We start from the raw sequence: 16,551 nt of genomic DNA, 5'->3' as shown, positions 1-16,551 counted from the left end.
CATGAAGGCCGTCATTGATAGAAACTCGCCGCCAGTGAACCCATCACCAAAGTCCAGCCATCCACCAAAACAAACAACATAATTTTAAACGGCAGCGAAATCATCATGGGCGATAGCATCATCATACCCATCGACATCAGTACGCTGGCGACGACGAGATCAATAACCACAAAAGGGATGAAAAGTAGGAAGCCAATCTGAAACGCGGTTTTTAACTCGCTGGTAAGAAACGACGCCATGAGAATAGTGAAAGGCACGTCTTCCGGCTTATCAAGCTGTTGCAGGCCAGCGATCTCTGCAAAACGACCGATATCTTCTTCCCGTGTTTGGCGGAGCATAAATTCGCGAAAGGGCTGGAAGCCCGTTTCAAGAGCTTGGTCAAAGCTCATTTCTTCTGCGATATAGGGTTTGATGGCATCGGTATACGCTATTTCTGCTACCGGATGCATGATAAACAGGGTAAGGAAAAGCGCCAGACTCAATAAAATTTGATTCGACGGTGTTTGGCCAGTACCTAAGGCCAAGCGTAAAATCGACAGGACAATCATAATTCGTGTAAATGCCGTCATCCCCAGCAGTATGGCTGGCAGCAAGGTAAGCGCGGTCATCACCGCAAGTAATTGCAATGACACCGAGTATTCTTGGCCCCCTGCAGGGGTAGTTACCGAGGTAACCGCAGGTAAAGCTAAGGGCGCCGCATTGGCAAACAAGGGCAAGCCACAAAGGCATAGCAACGTCAGGATACGGGTAAGCTTCATTGCGACTCACCCCGCACTGAGAGATCTATATTGGCCTTACTTAATGGCGCCATCATTTGACGCTTTGCCAGCAATTTGGCAAATGGCGACTCCGCTGGCTTATCACTTTCGTCATCTGGCGACGACGCCCAGCAGTGCAGCGTATTGATTGCGGTAGCGGTACAACCTATCAATAATTTTTCATCGCCGACCTGCACTACCAACAACTTTTCCTTCATGCTCAGTGGTATTTGCGAGACCAGTTTGACACCAGCCTGACCAGTTGTAGACACCAAGCGACTGCGACGCAATAGCCACGTTAGGCCAACAATGCACACAATCACAAATAGTAAACTACCAACCATACCAGCTACATCTATCGACGGAGCCACCGGCATTGGCGCTGCAGCAGATTTAGCCGCAAGGTCTTCGGCAAATACTTTCAGCGGTAGCGTAAAGGTCGCAGCACTGAATAGTTTTACTGCTGTGCAGAGCCTACGATGACTAGCGAAAATAACCATTAGTGACGCTCGCGCTCTTCTTGACCAACCACCTCGGTCAGCATAATGCCGTATTTATCTTTTACTACCACGATCTCGCCACGGGCCACTAAGGTCCCATTAACAAGGACATCCAGCGGGGTGCCCGCCGCTCGGTCTAGCTCAATAATCGCACCCTGATTCAAGTCACGCAGGTCTCGGATACTCATTTTGGTCCGCCCCACTTCAACGGCGACACTCACGTTGACGTCCATAATCATATCCAGACTCATATCCTTGCTCATGCGTCCGTTTCCTTGTTTTGGAGATGTAGTTTGCGCTGCATTATTGTCACTCAAAGTTGTGCTCTCCGCGCTTGCGGCCATCGTATTTGGATTAGTGGCATCGCCATCATTTACTTGCTCGTCATTAGTTTGATCCGTCATGGTCAATCCTCAATGCTGATTTCGATTCGTTTCCGATCTACCGATCAAGCGAACAGCTAACTTGTCTTCATTACTGCCAAAGCGACCGTGCATAAACGGCGTATCGTCGATCATAAGAATCACATCTTCCGCCGACGGAATATCGATGACATCGCCCACCTTAAGCAGTGAAACGCGTTTTAAACTCATTCGGGTTTGAGCCAAAATGGCGACTAATTCAATAGGCGCGGTCTCCAGCCCCTCAAGCAGACGGTCTCGCCAATCTGCACTTGATGCTTTGCTGGTAGGTTTTGCCGGATCGCTTAAGCTATCACGCACCGCATCAATGGCACTCCAAGGCACTATCGACCAAAGGCCGCCAGCAAATTCGCCAACGTTAACAATAAATCTTGTTGCCACCAGGGAATCAGCCTCGCCAATACTGTCCAACATCCGCGAGTCACTTACTTGGGTGGCAATACTGGGCTCAGTTTTTATGACCGATTTCCATGCGCTAGCCACGTCAGTTAATAAGGCCGAACTGAGCATTTCCATAAAACTAAACTCAGAGACCGACAGTAGTTCGCGCTGACCTTTTTGAATACTGCCCGATCCACCGAAATAGCGATCGACCATCTGAAACACCAAATCAGATTCAAACGCCAATAAGATATTCGCGTTCATTGGCAAACCTTTCACCACAGAAATACTGCAGGGTGCGGGTAAGGTATTCAGCATTTCGTCAAATTTCATAACGGTAATTTTATCAACTCGCACCGCATCCACTGTGGAGACAAACTCGCGCATCCGATCCCGGGTGGCCGTAGCAAACTGTGATTGGATAAGTGATAGTGCGGGGATCAATCGCTGGATAGCATAATCTTGGCGGGCCAAATTATACTTTTCGCGACCCGGATCGTTCTGATCCTCACCCTCCATTAAAGCTTCTAGTTCTTCGGGATCGAGAATATCGCTCATGTCGCTATCCTCACTGAATCACAAACTTGGTGAAGTAAACTGCCTCGACGCCACCTTTCCCAGACTCTGCCTTCAGTACCTCGTTGATCGCAGCAAGTGCTTCATTCTGAAGTCCCTGACGCTGCTCGGCAGTGGCTATGGCATCTCTATCTAATTTGCTGAATAACATCAGTAAGTCATTGCGAATACGCGGCTCATATTGCTCAATGCGAGAGAAGACATCATCTTTGCGAGACATTAAGTCGATTTCCACCATCAAAAAGCGAATACCGCGTTCATTCTGCAAATTAACAACAAAGGACGGCGACAGGCTGTAATACTCTGGCTCTTTCTTCGCATTTGTCTCTTCACCAATCGGCTTACCGTCGGTACCAACAACAGCAACTGGCTCTGGTTCAGGTTCATGCATAAAAAACCAGGTACCGCCCACAGCCGCAATCAACACCACGACCTGTACCGCAATAATAATAATTTTTTTATTCATACCTGTTCCTAATTCCTTTTTCGCCAAAAATCAGCATTCTAATAGGGTTACAGCAAAGCTTATGCCAACCAATAAATAGCTTAAATAACAATACGTTATGAAAATTATCCGGGAGAACGACAATAATTTGGCGCTAGCGGCTGAGCACAGAGCCACTGTAGCAATACAGAGAAATCAGGCCATTAGTAATAACCACAGCATGAGTACGCGCAGATAACTTTTATGCGGGGAATACAAAACTAGTAGAAGCAGATGGTGTGGCTAGCTCGGCTAAAAACCAGCCCCATCAAATTTTGCTTAAGCCGGCGAATAAGCGCCGGCAAGAAGAGATATCTATGCGTGTAAATATTGGTAAGTAATAGTGACATCAGCATAAGCACTTAAGCGTAGTAATCGACTCCGCTGTTTTGCAATACTACGGTCGCGTTCTGCAGCCCTGAGGAACTGCCGTCGTCAACGCCATCAACACCATTTTCACCAAGACCATTTTGCTTAATACCATTGCGACCGTCATCGGCTGCGCCAGAACGATCACCCGCAGACTGTCCTGCAAACTGCTGGCCACTATTTGCGGCGCCGCCATCGTTTAAGTTCGGATTATGACTAACTTTAACGTCCTCTAGACGCAAACCTTGGTTCTCCATACCGCTGTGTAGGCGCGGCATCATCTTTTCCATAAGATCGGAGGTATCTTTATGCTGGGTTTGAATTTGCACAGAGGTGGTATCTCCCTGCATAGACAATTGAATATGGATGCTACCTAGCTCAGCCGGACGAAGTTGCAGGGTGGCGCTGTGCACACCATTTCCCCCCATCCACGAAATTTTAGCAGCCATAGCCTGTGACCAAGCAGGATCAGTCAAAGCATTTTGAGTTACCGTTAAATTAACGGGCGCGCGCACTGCGGCGCTATTATCGGTGCTTCGCGTCGGCGCAGCAGACAAGAGATCAAGGCCTGCGGTCAAATCAGCTTTTAATTCGATTGGCTGACCAGCGGCCTTCACAGTTGGTAGTGCATTAGCCGCCGAACTTAGCTGCATTGCGGTCGCAAAACCCGTGGTAGGCTTACTTAAATCACCAGCTACTGTTGCCGTTAGGGCAACATTTGCCTTAGTGTCGCTGCCTTTATCATTTACGCTGAGTAAAGTAGTAGCAACGTTCTCGCCCCCACTAAATTTTCCTCTGGCTGCATTAGTATCAAGATCGAGGCCCACTGCCACCGCATTCAAGCTAGCACTAGCGGTAGAGCCTTGATTAGAAACTAGTGAAGTGGACTGCCTAAACCAGTCAATCTGCGACTGCTGCCAGGTCACTAGAACATCGCCATCTTCACTATCTTCTTGAAGTGCAACGCTGCTTAAGACTTCGCTAGACTCAAGCGCAGAAAACGGCAAGCCCTGTCCGCCTTCAGGCATCAATTTGCCGCCAAAGCCGACATCGGCTAAAGAGTCGGAAAATATATCAATGTCTGCGCTAAGCTGCTGGTCACCCGTCATTTCAGCTGACTCAAAGCTTGCAATATCTTTAATTGGTGTCGCGCCTTGCGCGGTGCTCAGCAACTGATTAAATGGCGTACTTGGCTGAGCATCATCACTACTGCCCGTGCTGCTCAGAGCAGTGGTCTTTGCACTGCCGTCTACTTTAGGTAACGCTGGACTAATACTATTCTGCATCGTGTATGACCTGTTTGTTACGTCTAGAAATGTAACTCACTTCTGGCTAAATCGGTTTACAAATTCTATTTATATACGCCTAACGAAATAATCTAACGCAATATCTATGGCGAAATTTTTGTATTCATATAGTTATAGGCAATGTTTATGCCATCGCGCTATTTTGGCGCATAGCCCAAACAAAGCGCTGACTACTTAGATCATCTGCTACCCGCTGTTCACTTGCCTCCGCTTCGCATAATTCTTGATGAACATAGCGTTCAGTGAGCTTTTGCATACTCATTGCGCGGCGGCGACAATCCATCCAATGTTTGCGATCAGTATTCATGGCAAGTTCGGTCTTACGGACTATTTCGCGCTGCTGGGTAATCGCAGTGGCCAACTTGGCCATAAAGGCGCGGGATTCTTGCAAGCGGTTTATATCTAAAAATTCACCACGCGGATTGCGACTAGCGTCTGCATATTCTTGATAATATTGCTTTAGTTCTGTTAATTTATTTTTTTGGGCCTCGCAGTGTCGCTGGCTCTTTGAGAATTTATCGGCCTGTTCTCGCTCGTCCCGCTCAGCAATGCTATTAACGGTTTGCATACGCTTGGATTTTTTCATTGTCAGACCTCTTACCACGTGACTGCGAAAATGCTACTGCGATGGGTGCCACACCGACTACTTGATTATTCGTCTAGCAAGACACTTAACTGATCTAGTGACCTATCAAAGCCCTCAGACTCGTCATAGGCCTGCTGTAGAAACTTCACCATTCTAGGCCATGCCGATACCGCCTCGTCTAGGCGAGCGTCACTGCCCGGTTGGTAGGCTCCGATCGTAATCAGATCTTTATTCTGCTGGTACAGCGAATACATCTGCCGAAAGTAGCGAACCTGATCTTGGTGACTTTTGTCGGTGACATCGTTCATGGCTCGACTCACTGACCGCTCAATATCTATGGCTGGAAAATGCCCAGCATCGGCAAGGGCCCGCGACAAGACCACATGCCCATCTAGTATCGCCCTAGCCGAGTCGACAATCGGATCATTCTGATCATCGCCCTCCGCAAGAACGGTATAGAATGCGGTGATTGATCCACCGCCTGCCGCGCCATTACCCGCTCGTTCGACCAAGGCTGGTAAGCGCGCAAATACCGATGGCGGATACCCTTTGGTCGCCGGCGGCTCACCCGTGGCCAGCGCAACCTCACGTTGAGCTTGAGCGAAACGAGTGAGAGAATCCATAAGTAGTAACACCTGCTTACCCTGATCACGGAAGTGTTCGGCGATAGATGTTGCTAGCCAAGCACCCCGCATACGCATCAGTGGCGGGTGATCTGCGGGCGTGGCGATGACCACCGCGCGCTTCATATCTTCTGTACCTAAAATGCTGTCGATAAATTCTTTTACTTCTCGGCCACGTTCGCCAATAAGACCTACTACCACCACATCCGCTTCTGTGAATCGGGTCATCATACCCAGGAGTACGCTTTTACCCACACCACTGCCGGCAAAAAGGCCAAGTCGCTGGCCGCGACCTACTGTGAGTAAGGCGTTGATAGAGCGCACCCCAACATCCAGCGGCTCGCGTATAGGCTGGCGTAACAAAGGGTTTATAGGCACGCCTGAGATGGAGCGTGTCTGACTGCATTGCAGCGGGCCTTTGCCGTCTAGGGGTCTTGCTGCGCCATCTAGCACCCGCCCCAAGAGACCGTCGCCAACCGGGAAGTCTGAGCCCTTTTCAATAGGTATCACTCGGGCATTTGGCATTACCCCGCGCAATTCACCAGTGGGCATTAATAAGATTTTGTCGGTGGCAAAGCCAACCACCTCAGTTTCTAGCCATTCGCCATCAGCCGCTTCCACCAGGCAGTAACCGCCCACTGGCGCCTTGCAACCCACCGCCTCTAGCATGGTGCCGACCACACGTTTAAGCTGGCCTTCGACCACCGGCCGATCAGCACCACTGAGACGTTGACGATACTGTGCGAATTTTGCCGTCAGTTCGCCGCGAGCTGATACTGTCATAAACACTTACTCTTATACTGCAGTGGTATTGCCGCGATGTACTCAGCCATGGGCAGGCGTTAATTCCGTTTGCTCACCCAACATTTCAGCCGTAATGCGCTGCAGTCGAGTTTCAAGCTCCTCGTCAATACGCGAGCAGTCATTGCTGATACGGCATCCGCCGCGGCTCACACTAGGGTCTTCTAGAAGAATCCATGACGATTCGATTGGCTCGCCGTGCTCCGCCGCTAGTTCACGCAACACATCAACATCGGCGGGGTTAAGATAAATATTTAAGTCGCCGCTGGTCAGCGGTAAGGCCTCGATGGCCTGATGCACTAGGTTTTCAATCAATTCCGGCCGAACACTCAACTCATGTCGCAAAAGCTGGCGAGACAAGGTCAGGGTCATGGCCAATAATTCACGCTCTAGCTCGGTATCCACCCATTTTTGCGGCTCGCGCAAGGCTGCCATTGCCAGTTGTAGTTGCTGGCTTTGTTCGGCAAGTATGCGCTTAGCCTCGGCGTGTCCCTCTGCAAGTCCTTGCTCGAAACCCTGTTTTTTAGCGGCTTCACGGGCAAGATCCGCTTCATTTGGCAGGTCGCTATGGGGCGATGATTCTTTTTTCGCTGCAGCCGTGTTGGCTACCGCACCGCTAACCCGCGGTGGCACCCACGTTTGATACCCTCGCTCATCAACCGGGCTCTTCACCGGCGGCTCTTGGGCTTGCGCATCCGCGGCTACAACGCGGGGACTAAAGACCTGAAAGATATCTGCCATACTAGCTTCCTAATTCCCTATAACTCGCAAGGTGACGGCGAGACTAATCGACACCAAACAACCAATCCCATTAAACGTAGTCATCGCCACCACCGCGACCCAAGTCAATTTGGCCAGCATCTGCAAGCTTTCTTGCCACCGCCAATATATCCTTCTGGGCAGCTTCAACATCGCTTAGCTTCATGGGGCCACGTGACTCCATGTCTTCAAGCAACATCTCGCGAGCGCGCTTAGACATATTTCCTAAGATCTTCTCACGCACCTGCTCATCGGCGCCTTTAAGTGCCATTGGCAGCACATCGGAACCGACTTCGCGCAACAGTAATTGAATGCCCTTGTCAGGAATATTGATGAGATTACCGAACACAAACATCAGGTCTTGGATGCGATCAGAGAGGGATTGATTTTCTTTGGCGACCACCTCCAGAATGCGAGTTTCAGAATCGGGATCTAAGCCATTCATAATGCCTGCAACGGTCTTGGCACCATCAATTTTACGGTTTTTAAAGGTCGCGGTTACAGACAGTTTTTTCTTGAGCACGGTCTGTAATTGGCGCATAGCTGACTGGGGAATGGTTTGCATATTGGCAATACGCATCACGATATCGTCTTGTAGTGCAGGCGGCATCTGTTTGAGCACCGCGACTGCCTGAGCCTGATCCATATGCGCCATGGTAATGGCGATAATCTGGGGGTGCTCATCCTGCATCATGTGAAGCAATGCCTCTGGCTCCAACCAGCGCAGGGAGCTCATTTCCTGGGTTTCTTCATCACCGAGAACCCGATCAGCTAAGGTACTGCCTTTTTGATCACCTAAGGTTGAAGTAAATAACTTACGCACATAGCCATGCACACCCACACCTAGGGAGGTTTCTTGATGCAAGGCGCTACGGAAGTCATCTACGACGGCCTCGGCCAAACGATTGTCTACACTGCGAATAGACGCCATAGCGGTGCCGATTCGTTCAACCTCGTATGGCTCTACAAACTTTAGTACCTTGGACGCTTGCTCTTCACCGAGCATCAGCAAGAATAAAGCTGCCTTCTCGCTGCCGCTACCGCCGGAATTCGTCGCCATCTCAGGATTTGCCATTTTCTTCTGCCACCCATTTTTTCATTACTTGAGCAACCCGCTGTGGATTCTCATCCACCACCGAGCGCACCTCAGTCATCTTATCTTCAAAGCCCATACGTCCCTCCATAGGTGGTGCACCTAGTGCGGCTATCGCAGGGTGCAATACCTCACCGCTGACACCAGCTTCCCCGCCACCTGCTAAGGCCCGAGGCGCGGCATGCGCGGCGTTAACCTGCGCATTCATTAATGTCCGCATTCCGGGGCGCAGGATGGCGAAAATAATAAACAATACGCCTATACCAACCAGCGACTGCTTAATCAGATTTGCAAACCATGCTTGCTCCCAGAAAGCCGTTTCAACCGTTTCCATTTCAATATTTTCTTGGGGTATAAAATCGGCAGAAACTACGGTGACTCGATCACCGCGGGTCGCGTCAAAACCGATAGCATCTCGCACCAACAAATTCAGTTTTTCCAACTCTACCGGTGACACTTCTACCAATGTACTTTGACCCTCTGCATCAGTGCCTTGACGATTAGCCACCACCACTGCAACCGAGAGCCGACGAACCGTGCCAGTCGGTGTCGATGAATAATTCAGAATTCGCTCTATTTCGTAATTACGAACAATAGATCGGTTACCGGTATCCGCCGCCCCATTGTTATTCCCTGCGCCGTTAGTTGGCGGCTGATTAGTTAAAGCGCCAGGAATACCGCTGGCATTGGCGTTCACATCACCGCTCATCTGCTCATTTATCTGCTCGCTGCGAACCACCTTACTTTCTGGACTCCAGCTTTCGCGACTTTGCTCGGCACTGGAAAAATCAATATCTGCAGCCACCTTAACGCGCACTTGACCGGCGTCGGCCAAGGGGCCCAATAACTCTTCAATATTTCTCTGATAAGACTCTTCAATACGCTGACGATAAGTAAATTGACGCGAGCTCAGCCCCAGGTCGTCCTGGTCGTCCTGAGAAGACAATTGCTGCCCCTGCTGGTCGACTACAGTAACTTGATCGGGTGATAAACCGGTGATACTTGACGCTACCAGATTCACAATAGCTCCCACATTTTGCTTGTCGATAATGCTGCCGGGGAACACATCTAACATAATTGACGCACTAGCCGCTTTGCGGTCACGAACAAATACTGATTGCTTGGGAATGGCCAAATGCACCCGTGCCTTGCGCACTTGATGCATACTTTCAATCGTTCGGCCCAACTCCTGCTCTAAGGCGTAATGAAATTTCTTAGACTGCATAAATTCACTAACACCAAAGCCTTGTTCCTGCTCTAGCATAGCCATACCAGACCCATCACGCATAACGCCCTGCCCAGCAAGTTTGATACGCGCGTCATGCAACTGCTTCGTTGGTACCATGATAGACCCAGTACCGTCTTCAATTTTATAAGGGATACCCGCAGCAGTTAGTGCATCGACAACGCCGGCAGCCCGCTGCGGCTCAACATTGGCGTATAAAGTGCGGTAATCACTACCCTGCGACCACATTACTGCCGCCACCCCGACAGCAACACTGGCGGCAATTCCCACTAATATAAGTAATTGGCGCAGAACGTCATTCCCTGCCAGCTGCGCCAACAAATTGGCGGGTGGGTTTGCTTTAGTTTCGGCCATGATGATTCTCCACCGTCACGATTACGCTGATACCTGCCATTACATCGACATCCTCATCACTTCTTGATAAGCCTCTACAAATTTATTGCGCACTTCTACCATGGCTTTAAAACTAACCGAAGACTTCTCCGAGCTAACCATCACCTCGGTCAAGCTCACATCTGGGTCTCCGCGCTCGAAGGCGTTACGCAATGTACCAGCGCTTTTCTGCATATCATTTACGGAGTCAATGGACTGCTTAAGTACCGAGCCAAAATCGACTTTCGGCGTGCCACCCACATTTATAGCGCCCAGGCTATTTGTGCCGCCTTCGGGCCCAGAGACCGCAGTTTGGTCGCGGAGTGAGCGAATCTGAGTGAGAATTTGGTCTACGCGCATATCTGACATGTCTCTACTCCTTAACCGGCGATATAACGTTGTTCACGCAAGCGTGCGAGCTTGTAGCGCAAAGTCCGCGGGCTAATACCGAGGATTTCAGCTGCCTCTTTTTTAGATCGCCCCATTTGCAGGGCGTCCGTTATAACGCGGCGCTCCTGATCCCGCATGTATCCACCCAGTACACCGCCATTATCACTAGACTGCACCTCTCCAACCGTATTCTCGGCAGCAGCACGATCAAAGTGCTCGTCAAAATCACTGACAAATCTCAATCCAGTTTCAAATTGAATATCTCGCTCAGTGATGACGTCTTCCTGTCTCAAAATCAAAGCGCGCTGAATCACGTTATCCAGTTCGCGAACATTGCCAGGCCATGCATAGGCCAATAATTTATGAATCACCTCCTCATTCAACATGACAGAGGGATCACGGACACTGCTATCGCGACCCAAAAAGTGATATGCAAGAGGCAAAATATCGCCACGACGCTCAGCAAGACTGGGGACGAACAAGGGGAAAACATTTAGGCGATAAAACAAATCCTCACGAAATTCACCTTCGCGAACTGCCGCGCGAACATCCTGGTTGCTCGTTGCAATAACCCGGACATCAAGTTTCAGCGTTTTCCTGCTACCTAAACGCTCTAGCTCACGCTCCTGCAATACCCGCAAAAGCTTGCTTTGCAAGCCGAGGTCCATCTCTGAAATTTCGTCAAGTAATAAAGTTCCTCCCTGAGCCTGCTCGAACTTCCCTGTATGGCTACTGATCGCCCCGGTAAACGCACCTTTTTCATAACCGAACAGCATGGCTTCAAGCATGTTTTCTGGAATCGCTGCGCAATTCAAAGCAATAAATGGCGCTTCGGAACGCCGAGACTGACTGTGAATAAAACGTGCATAAACTTCTTTACCAGCGCCACTCGGACCACTTATCAATACGGTCGCATCAGTCTTAGCAACACGAGACGCGAGCTCTTGTACTGATTTTGATGCCTTATCGGCTATAATTAGATCAGCCATCTTAACGACCTCCATTAGTAGCACGGCTATTCGCAGCGAGACGTTTTGCAATCGATAATTCCGTAAGTAAACGTTGCGTGGCGTATGTTATTTCGCGATGACAGAAATCCAAGCAACGACTATCGATAAGATTTTTGTTTCCATTGAAACTATTGTTCTTAGATTTATCTTTTGTCATCGTCGCAGGCCTACATCAATTACTTTCCAAACATAAAGCAATCGTCATGCCACTATATAAAGCCGTTCAAAAACAACAAGTTATAGTATAAATTGATATTCGCGACGGTTTTTTGGCGAGCGTTTTTTGGCGCCATTTATAAGCAAACGGAAGGGATAAAGTTTGGAATTATTTTATGTGCAAAACCAACTTATTATTGACGTTAGTTTTTAATGTAGGAGTTTAAATAACACTGAAAATGCACTAAGGCGGGATACTTATTATTATGGGCCCTAGCTAATAAGCAAGCGGAGTAATCATAATGGATTACAACACACCTAATTTCTTCATTTTCTCGGCTAAAGTTGTGCGCTGCAGTCCCAGCAACTGAGCTGCACGGGTAATCACACCCTGCTCTTTACGCAGAGCTTCGGAGATAAACCACTGCTCAATATCTTGTAGATACGATTTTAAATCAATGCCATCTTCGGGTAGAGGCGGCTTACCATTGCTAGCTTGCACTGACACTGCCACATCGAGATCATCACTACAGGGACGTGCTAACAAAGACGTCATCAAAGCATCTTGATCTTCACGTTCTTCATCGATAGCAAAGTCAACCATGCCCATGGTGCGAAAGCGCCTAGGCAAATCGTTCATACCAACCAGTTTGCCGGCATGCGTAATCGCTAAACGTTCCATCAAATTTTCTAGCTCGCGGATGTTTCCTGGCCAGCCATACACTTTTAAGGCGCGCAAGGCGCTAGAAGAGAATCGGGGAGTACGCATACCTCTAGCTTCTAGCTTTTCCATAAAAATGGACATCAGGACTGAAACATCTTCGGTGTGCTCTCTTAACGCCGGCACTTCGATAGGAAAAACATCTAATCGATAAAATAAATCTTCTCGAAAAGTACCCTCTGCCACCATCTCTTCTAGATTGCGGTGAGTGGCAGCTAGAATGCGTACATTACACTTTTTGGTATCATTACTGCCAACACGCTCGAAACAACGCTCTTGCAACACCCGCAGCAACTTAACCTGCATAGGCAGGCTCATATCACCAATTTCGTCAAGAAATAGGGTTCCACCTTCAGCCAGCTCAAATCGTCCCTGACGAGTAGCTATCGCCCCCGTAAACGCGCCCTTTTCATGACCAAATAATTCACTTTCCAATAAGTCGGCGGGAATAGCGCCACAGTTAACCGGAATAAAGGCTTTAGTTGCTCGAGGAGATGCATTGTGAATACGCCGAGCGACAACTTCTTTGCCGCTGCCAGACTCACCACGAATAAGCACCAAGGTGTCGAACGTCGCTACCTGAGAAATTAACTCATCAAGATCGCGCATCGCTCGTGACTCCAGTGTTTTTTTGGCAACTAGATCATAGTCTTCAGTGATTAATTTATTATTGTTCCGCATTGAAGGTTCACTCGTTCAATGAATATAGCGCCCAGCAAACGTTAGAACAGATAATCGCATTGCAAAATAGGCCCCGGAAACAATGCCGTGATATCAATATGCATTGCCAGTGTCTCTATAATGCATAAGAAATAGGGTGGCTGTGTATACGTGGATGTCCTAGGTTATGCTGCGACAGCATTGCTGAAGGCACAATATAAGACACAAAAGCGGCGATTTTAGAAAGGGCTATTGCTCAAATAGCGATCGACATTGCGAATATTTTGACACGATTGATTGGCCTCCTGGGTCATTGTGCCGCGCTGGCGATACAACATTTCGCTAACCAACTTATCAACCAAAAGTATCTTTTCAATAACACTGGCTACGTCGCTGCTCTCCGCGGGAGTACAGGGCGTTGCAAAGAATTCATCCATTAAAAGACGGCGCCGGCGCTGCTCGTTGAGTGCTGACACCCAATCATTGTTCTCTGCAAGCTCTTGAATATATTCAGTCAAGGACATCAGGGCCTGCAAGCTGCGTTGTCTGGCAGTGAGCGCTGTAGGTATGCTTTCAATATTGTTCATTATTCACCATAGAAGCTGCTCCTGTCGTGGCCCGAGCGCCACGAACAGAGCAAAGCTAAAATACACTCGATTTCACCATCACATTGTTGATGAGGCTGCACTTTTATTGACTTCGCCATTTTGTAAGCCTTGGGGTATGGCATCCCATGCCTCCTTTAACTCGCGCAACAAAGCAGACACTTCATCTAAACCCGAAACATCATTGTTAATATTGGCAAGTAAAAGACGACGATTCATATAATCATATAGATTTTCCAGATTATCGCTCATCGCCGCGTCAATGCTGTGATCTAAACTCATTCGCAAACCGTCGACTATCGACATAGCCCGATTTACCGCATTGACTTTTTGCGGTACTTCTCTGCGTTGCATGTGACCCTTAGCGATCGCCAGTCTATCAAGCGCACCATCCATTAAAAGCTGAACTAGGCGATGCGGTGTTGCTGCCGACACCCTCGACTGAGCCCCTACTGATGCATATGCTTGAGTCGCCCTACCTGCTGAATAGCTCATTTTTTTTCCTCTTGGTAAGCTTCGTTGCTTACCCCAATTGACGACTTTTCAGTGTTTTTCTTTAGCGATTTATCAAGGTATTTATACTTACAAGCATTCACTATTTACCGTTTCTGAATACGGTGCCAGGCAGGTTCGCCAATTGCTGAGTCAAAAAATCACCAGTCGAGTTAAGCTGACCCAGCAAGCTATCTAGCGCACTGAATTGAGCCTGATAACGAGCCTCAATACCCACGATGCGTTTCTCTAAGGCTTCACGCTGCTCATTGATACGCTCAACTTGACTACTTAGGCCATCGGTGCGATTCGACAAAATTCCACCGCTAGCGGTAAGATTGCCTATTAGGCTGTCTAGCCTAACCGCATAGCCGGACTCACTTGAAAAAATGCCACTGAGCTTATCGAAGTCAGAGCTCATCACTTCTGCGAACTGCTCACTGTCTAGCACCAGTTTATTTTTATCGCCAGTGGTAATACCCAGCTCAGCAAGAGAATCTAGCTCGGTTCCCAAACCACTAACGATAGTGCCCATTTCCTGGCGCAACTGATTCGCAACGCTACGTGTTGCCGAATCGCCCTGCAATAAACCAGCTGTTTTGGTCTCTGGGTCGTATGCGGTGAGATCGTTTATGGTGGTCATTAAGGTATTATAATTAGTGACAAAACCCTCAATAGCACTTTTAACCGAGCGGCTATCAACTTGTATACTAAGGCTAAAACTTTCACCCGGCAGGGCTTTCTTGAGATCTAGGGTCACACCGTCAATCATGCCTTCTATTTTTGTATTCGCACTGGTTTGAGTAAAACCATCGACGATAACAATCGAATCCAGGGCCGCGGTCTTCTCGACCATCGAGCTCAGCTGAGTCTCTAAACTATTATCATAAGCCAACTGACTCAGGTCACCACTGGCACCGTTAGTTACAGCGATATTGACGGCATTCTCCACCCCCGTCTTGGTCGCAGAGAACACCAAATGTGCACCGTCTTGGTCGTTAATAATTGAGGCCGATACCCCGGTATTATCTGCAGCAGAATTCACCGCATCACGGATATCCGCCAAACTGTCGGCCCCGTCAGCTATGGTCACCGAAAAGGACTCGCCATTGACGGTAAAGCTCAAATCACCGCTACCGACACTGGTATCACTATCGGTATAGGCTTGAGATGCAATTTTTTGGCTGGCGGCCAACTGCTCTACTTCAACAGAGTAACTACCTGATGCGGCGACATCTGTGGTCGCCGCAGAGAAGACGGTTGGATCCTGAATCGATGCACTGCGTTTGGTAAAGCTATCAGGATTAGCGAGAGTGCTAAGACTGGACTGGAAATTTGTGAGAGCGGATTTAAGGGAGCCAAACGCAGATAGTCGCGCCTGAATCAGCGATTCTTTCGAATTTAGTCGCGTTTCCGTGGGGCCGCGTTCCGCTGCCACCAATTGTGAAACGATATTATTGATATCGAGACCTGAGCCTATTCCGGATGCGGTTATAGTTGCCATGTCTTTTACCTGCCCGCTTCTTTCAACATTACATTATGGATCAATACCGTAGTATCGCCATAAACACATATACTTACTAACGCATATAATATGTCTTTAAATACATATAAAAACATTCATTAGAATACTTCATATCGGTACTGCAATGCAGGTATCGCGCCAATCATGCCTGATCATCAATCAAACTGCCGGTACCTTCAATAAACACTCGCGCTATATGAAGTAACTCTTCAGGAGGAATTTGCCGAATGACCTCGCCAGATTCCGCGTGTATGACTTTAAGAACAGTTCGCCCAGTGTCTTCATCTACTGAAAACTCTAGGTCGCGCTCGCGATCTTTAAGAATCTCATTGAGTTTTGCAACGGCCTGCTCGGTGCGCTCAACATTTCCCCGCGAACCAAGTTCAGTGACGAGGGCGACGGCCATACGACTTAGCTGATCGCGCTGCGTTACGGTGGCTGCTTTCTCTGCAGCGTCCTTCTTTTCTGCTGCTAGCGGCAATTTGAGGCCTAAATTCGAGTCCTGAGGCAATACCTTGCCGGCTTGAGACTGCCTAGCTGCCGACACCTGGCCCATATTTGGCGAGGTATTCACTGCCCTCGGCGGCGATTTAGCGACCCCTGTCGCGACTACTTGTACATTTAAGCTCGTGTCCATAATCTAACCTTTCACCCATTAAAACAGCTAATCGGAGAACACAAATAGGGCCAATTGGCCCTTAAGTCTCTCCCTTTA

The 16,551-nt window shown here is 48.7% G+C and carries 18 protein-coding genes; all 18 read right to left on the bottom strand.

All coding sequences use genetic code 11. The features are described 5' to 3' along the window. Positions 1 to 11: 11 nt before the first annotated feature. The 18 genes from fliP to AB4875_RS07835 all read right to left on the bottom strand — a co-directional run bounded on the left by fliP (position 12) and on the right by AB4875_RS07835 (position 16,473). A complete protein-coding gene (gene fliP / locus AB4875_RS07920; protein WP_368375519.1) occupies positions 12 to 758 on the bottom strand; it encodes a flagellar type III secretion system pore protein FliP in 747 nt (248 codons plus the stop codon). Continuing rightward, a complete protein-coding gene (gene fliO, locus AB4875_RS07915; RefSeq protein WP_368375518.1) occupies positions 755 to 1,258 on the bottom strand; it encodes a flagellar biosynthetic protein FliO in 504 nt (167 codons plus the stop codon). The genes fliP and fliO overlap by 4 nt, the downstream gene beginning before the upstream one ends. After that, positions 1,258 to 1,662 (bottom strand): flagellar motor switch protein FliN, encoded by a 405-nt coding sequence (gene fliN / locus AB4875_RS07910; protein WP_368375517.1) that lies wholly within the window; start codon positions 1,660 to 1,662, stop codon positions 1,258 to 1,260. The genes fliO and fliN overlap by 1 nt, the downstream gene beginning before the upstream one ends. Positions 1,663 to 1,671: 9 nt before the next feature. Then, positions 1,672 to 2,619: a flagellar motor switch protein FliM gene (locus AB4875_RS07905; protein ID WP_368375516.1), complete on the bottom strand. Its 948-nt coding sequence runs from the start codon at positions 2,617 to 2,619 to the stop codon at positions 1,672 to 1,674. 10 nt (positions 2,620 to 2,629) lie between these two features. Next, complete coding sequence (locus AB4875_RS07900; RefSeq protein WP_368375515.1) at positions 2,630 to 3,103, bottom strand: flagellar basal body-associated FliL family protein; 474 nt, start codon at positions 3,101 to 3,103, stop codon at positions 2,630 to 2,632. Positions 3,104 to 3,483: 380 nt separating this feature from the next. Next, on the bottom strand, positions 3,484 to 4,776 hold the full coding sequence (locus AB4875_RS07895) for a flagellar hook-length control protein FliK (protein WP_368375514.1): 1,293 nt from the start codon (positions 4,774 to 4,776) through the stop codon (positions 3,484 to 3,486). A 145-nt stretch (positions 4,777 to 4,921) separates the two neighbouring features. Further along, positions 4,922 to 5,383, bottom strand: coding sequence for a flagellar export protein FliJ (fliJ, locus tag AB4875_RS07890; RefSeq protein ID WP_368375513.1), 462 nt, complete (start codon positions 5,381 to 5,383; stop codon positions 4,922 to 4,924). Positions 5,384 to 5,448: 65 nt separating this feature from the next. Beyond that, complete coding sequence (gene fliI, locus AB4875_RS07885; protein ID WP_368375512.1) at positions 5,449 to 6,789, bottom strand: flagellar protein export ATPase FliI; 1,341 nt, start codon at positions 6,787 to 6,789, stop codon at positions 5,449 to 5,451. Positions 6,790 to 6,831: 42 nt separating this feature from the next. Continuing rightward, entirely contained in the window at positions 6,832 to 7,548 is a 717-nt protein-coding gene (locus AB4875_RS07880; protein ID WP_368375511.1) for a FliH/SctL family protein, read from the bottom strand. A gap of 70 nt (positions 7,549 to 7,618) precedes the next feature. Next, positions 7,619 to 8,641 carry a flagellar motor switch protein FliG gene (fliG, locus tag AB4875_RS07875; protein ID WP_368375510.1) on the bottom strand — a complete coding sequence of 341 codons (1,023 nt, stop codon included), beginning with the start codon at positions 8,639 to 8,641 and terminating at the stop codon, positions 7,619 to 7,621. After that, on the bottom strand, positions 8,628 to 10,259 hold the full coding sequence (gene fliF, locus AB4875_RS07870; protein WP_368375509.1) for a flagellar basal-body MS-ring/collar protein FliF: 1,632 nt from the start codon (positions 10,257 to 10,259) through the stop codon (positions 8,628 to 8,630). The genes fliG and fliF overlap by 14 nt, the downstream gene beginning before the upstream one ends. A gap of 39 nt (positions 10,260 to 10,298) precedes the next feature. Next, a complete protein-coding gene (fliE, locus tag AB4875_RS07865; protein ID WP_368375508.1) occupies positions 10,299 to 10,646 on the bottom strand; it encodes a flagellar hook-basal body complex protein FliE in 348 nt (115 codons plus the stop codon). 11 nt (positions 10,647 to 10,657) lie between these two features. Beyond that, positions 10,658 to 11,656, bottom strand: a complete 999-nt coding sequence (locus AB4875_RS07860; RefSeq protein ID WP_368375507.1) for a sigma-54 interaction domain-containing protein — start codon at positions 11,654 to 11,656, stop codon at positions 10,658 to 10,660. Positions 11,657 to 12,140: 484 nt separating this feature from the next. Beyond that, the gene (locus tag AB4875_RS07855; protein ID WP_368375506.1) at positions 12,141 to 13,235 is read right to left on the bottom strand and encodes a sigma-54 interaction domain-containing protein; all 1,095 of its coding nucleotides are present in this window, start codon (positions 13,233 to 13,235) and stop codon (positions 12,141 to 12,143) included. A gap of 218 nt (positions 13,236 to 13,453) precedes the next feature. Further along, positions 13,454 to 13,801 (bottom strand): flagellar protein FliT, encoded by a 348-nt coding sequence (gene fliT / locus AB4875_RS07850; RefSeq protein WP_368375505.1) that lies wholly within the window; start codon positions 13,799 to 13,801, stop codon positions 13,454 to 13,456. A gap of 78 nt (positions 13,802 to 13,879) precedes the next feature. After that, positions 13,880 to 14,314, bottom strand: a complete 435-nt coding sequence (gene fliS / locus AB4875_RS07845) for a flagellar export chaperone FliS (RefSeq protein WP_368375504.1) — start codon at positions 14,312 to 14,314, stop codon at positions 13,880 to 13,882. A 100-nt stretch (positions 14,315 to 14,414) separates the two neighbouring features. Next, complete coding sequence (gene fliD / locus AB4875_RS07840) at positions 14,415 to 15,815, bottom strand: flagellar filament capping protein FliD (RefSeq protein WP_368375503.1); 1,401 nt, start codon at positions 15,813 to 15,815, stop codon at positions 14,415 to 14,417. A gap of 163 nt (positions 15,816 to 15,978) precedes the next feature. Further along, the gene (locus AB4875_RS07835; RefSeq protein WP_368375502.1) at positions 15,979 to 16,473 is read right to left on the bottom strand and encodes a flagellar protein FlaG; all 495 of its coding nucleotides are present in this window, start codon (positions 16,471 to 16,473) and stop codon (positions 15,979 to 15,981) included. Positions 16,474 to 16,551: the final 78 nt, after the last annotated feature.

The sequence above is a fragment of the Zhongshania sp. R06B22 genome, from assembly GCF_040892595.1.
Classification (GTDB): domain Bacteria; phylum Pseudomonadota; class Gammaproteobacteria; order Pseudomonadales; family Spongiibacteraceae; genus Spongiibacter; species Spongiibacter arctica.
The sequence above is the reverse complement of the archived record's forward strand: the minus strand, read 5'-3'. Positions and strand labels throughout refer to the sequence as shown.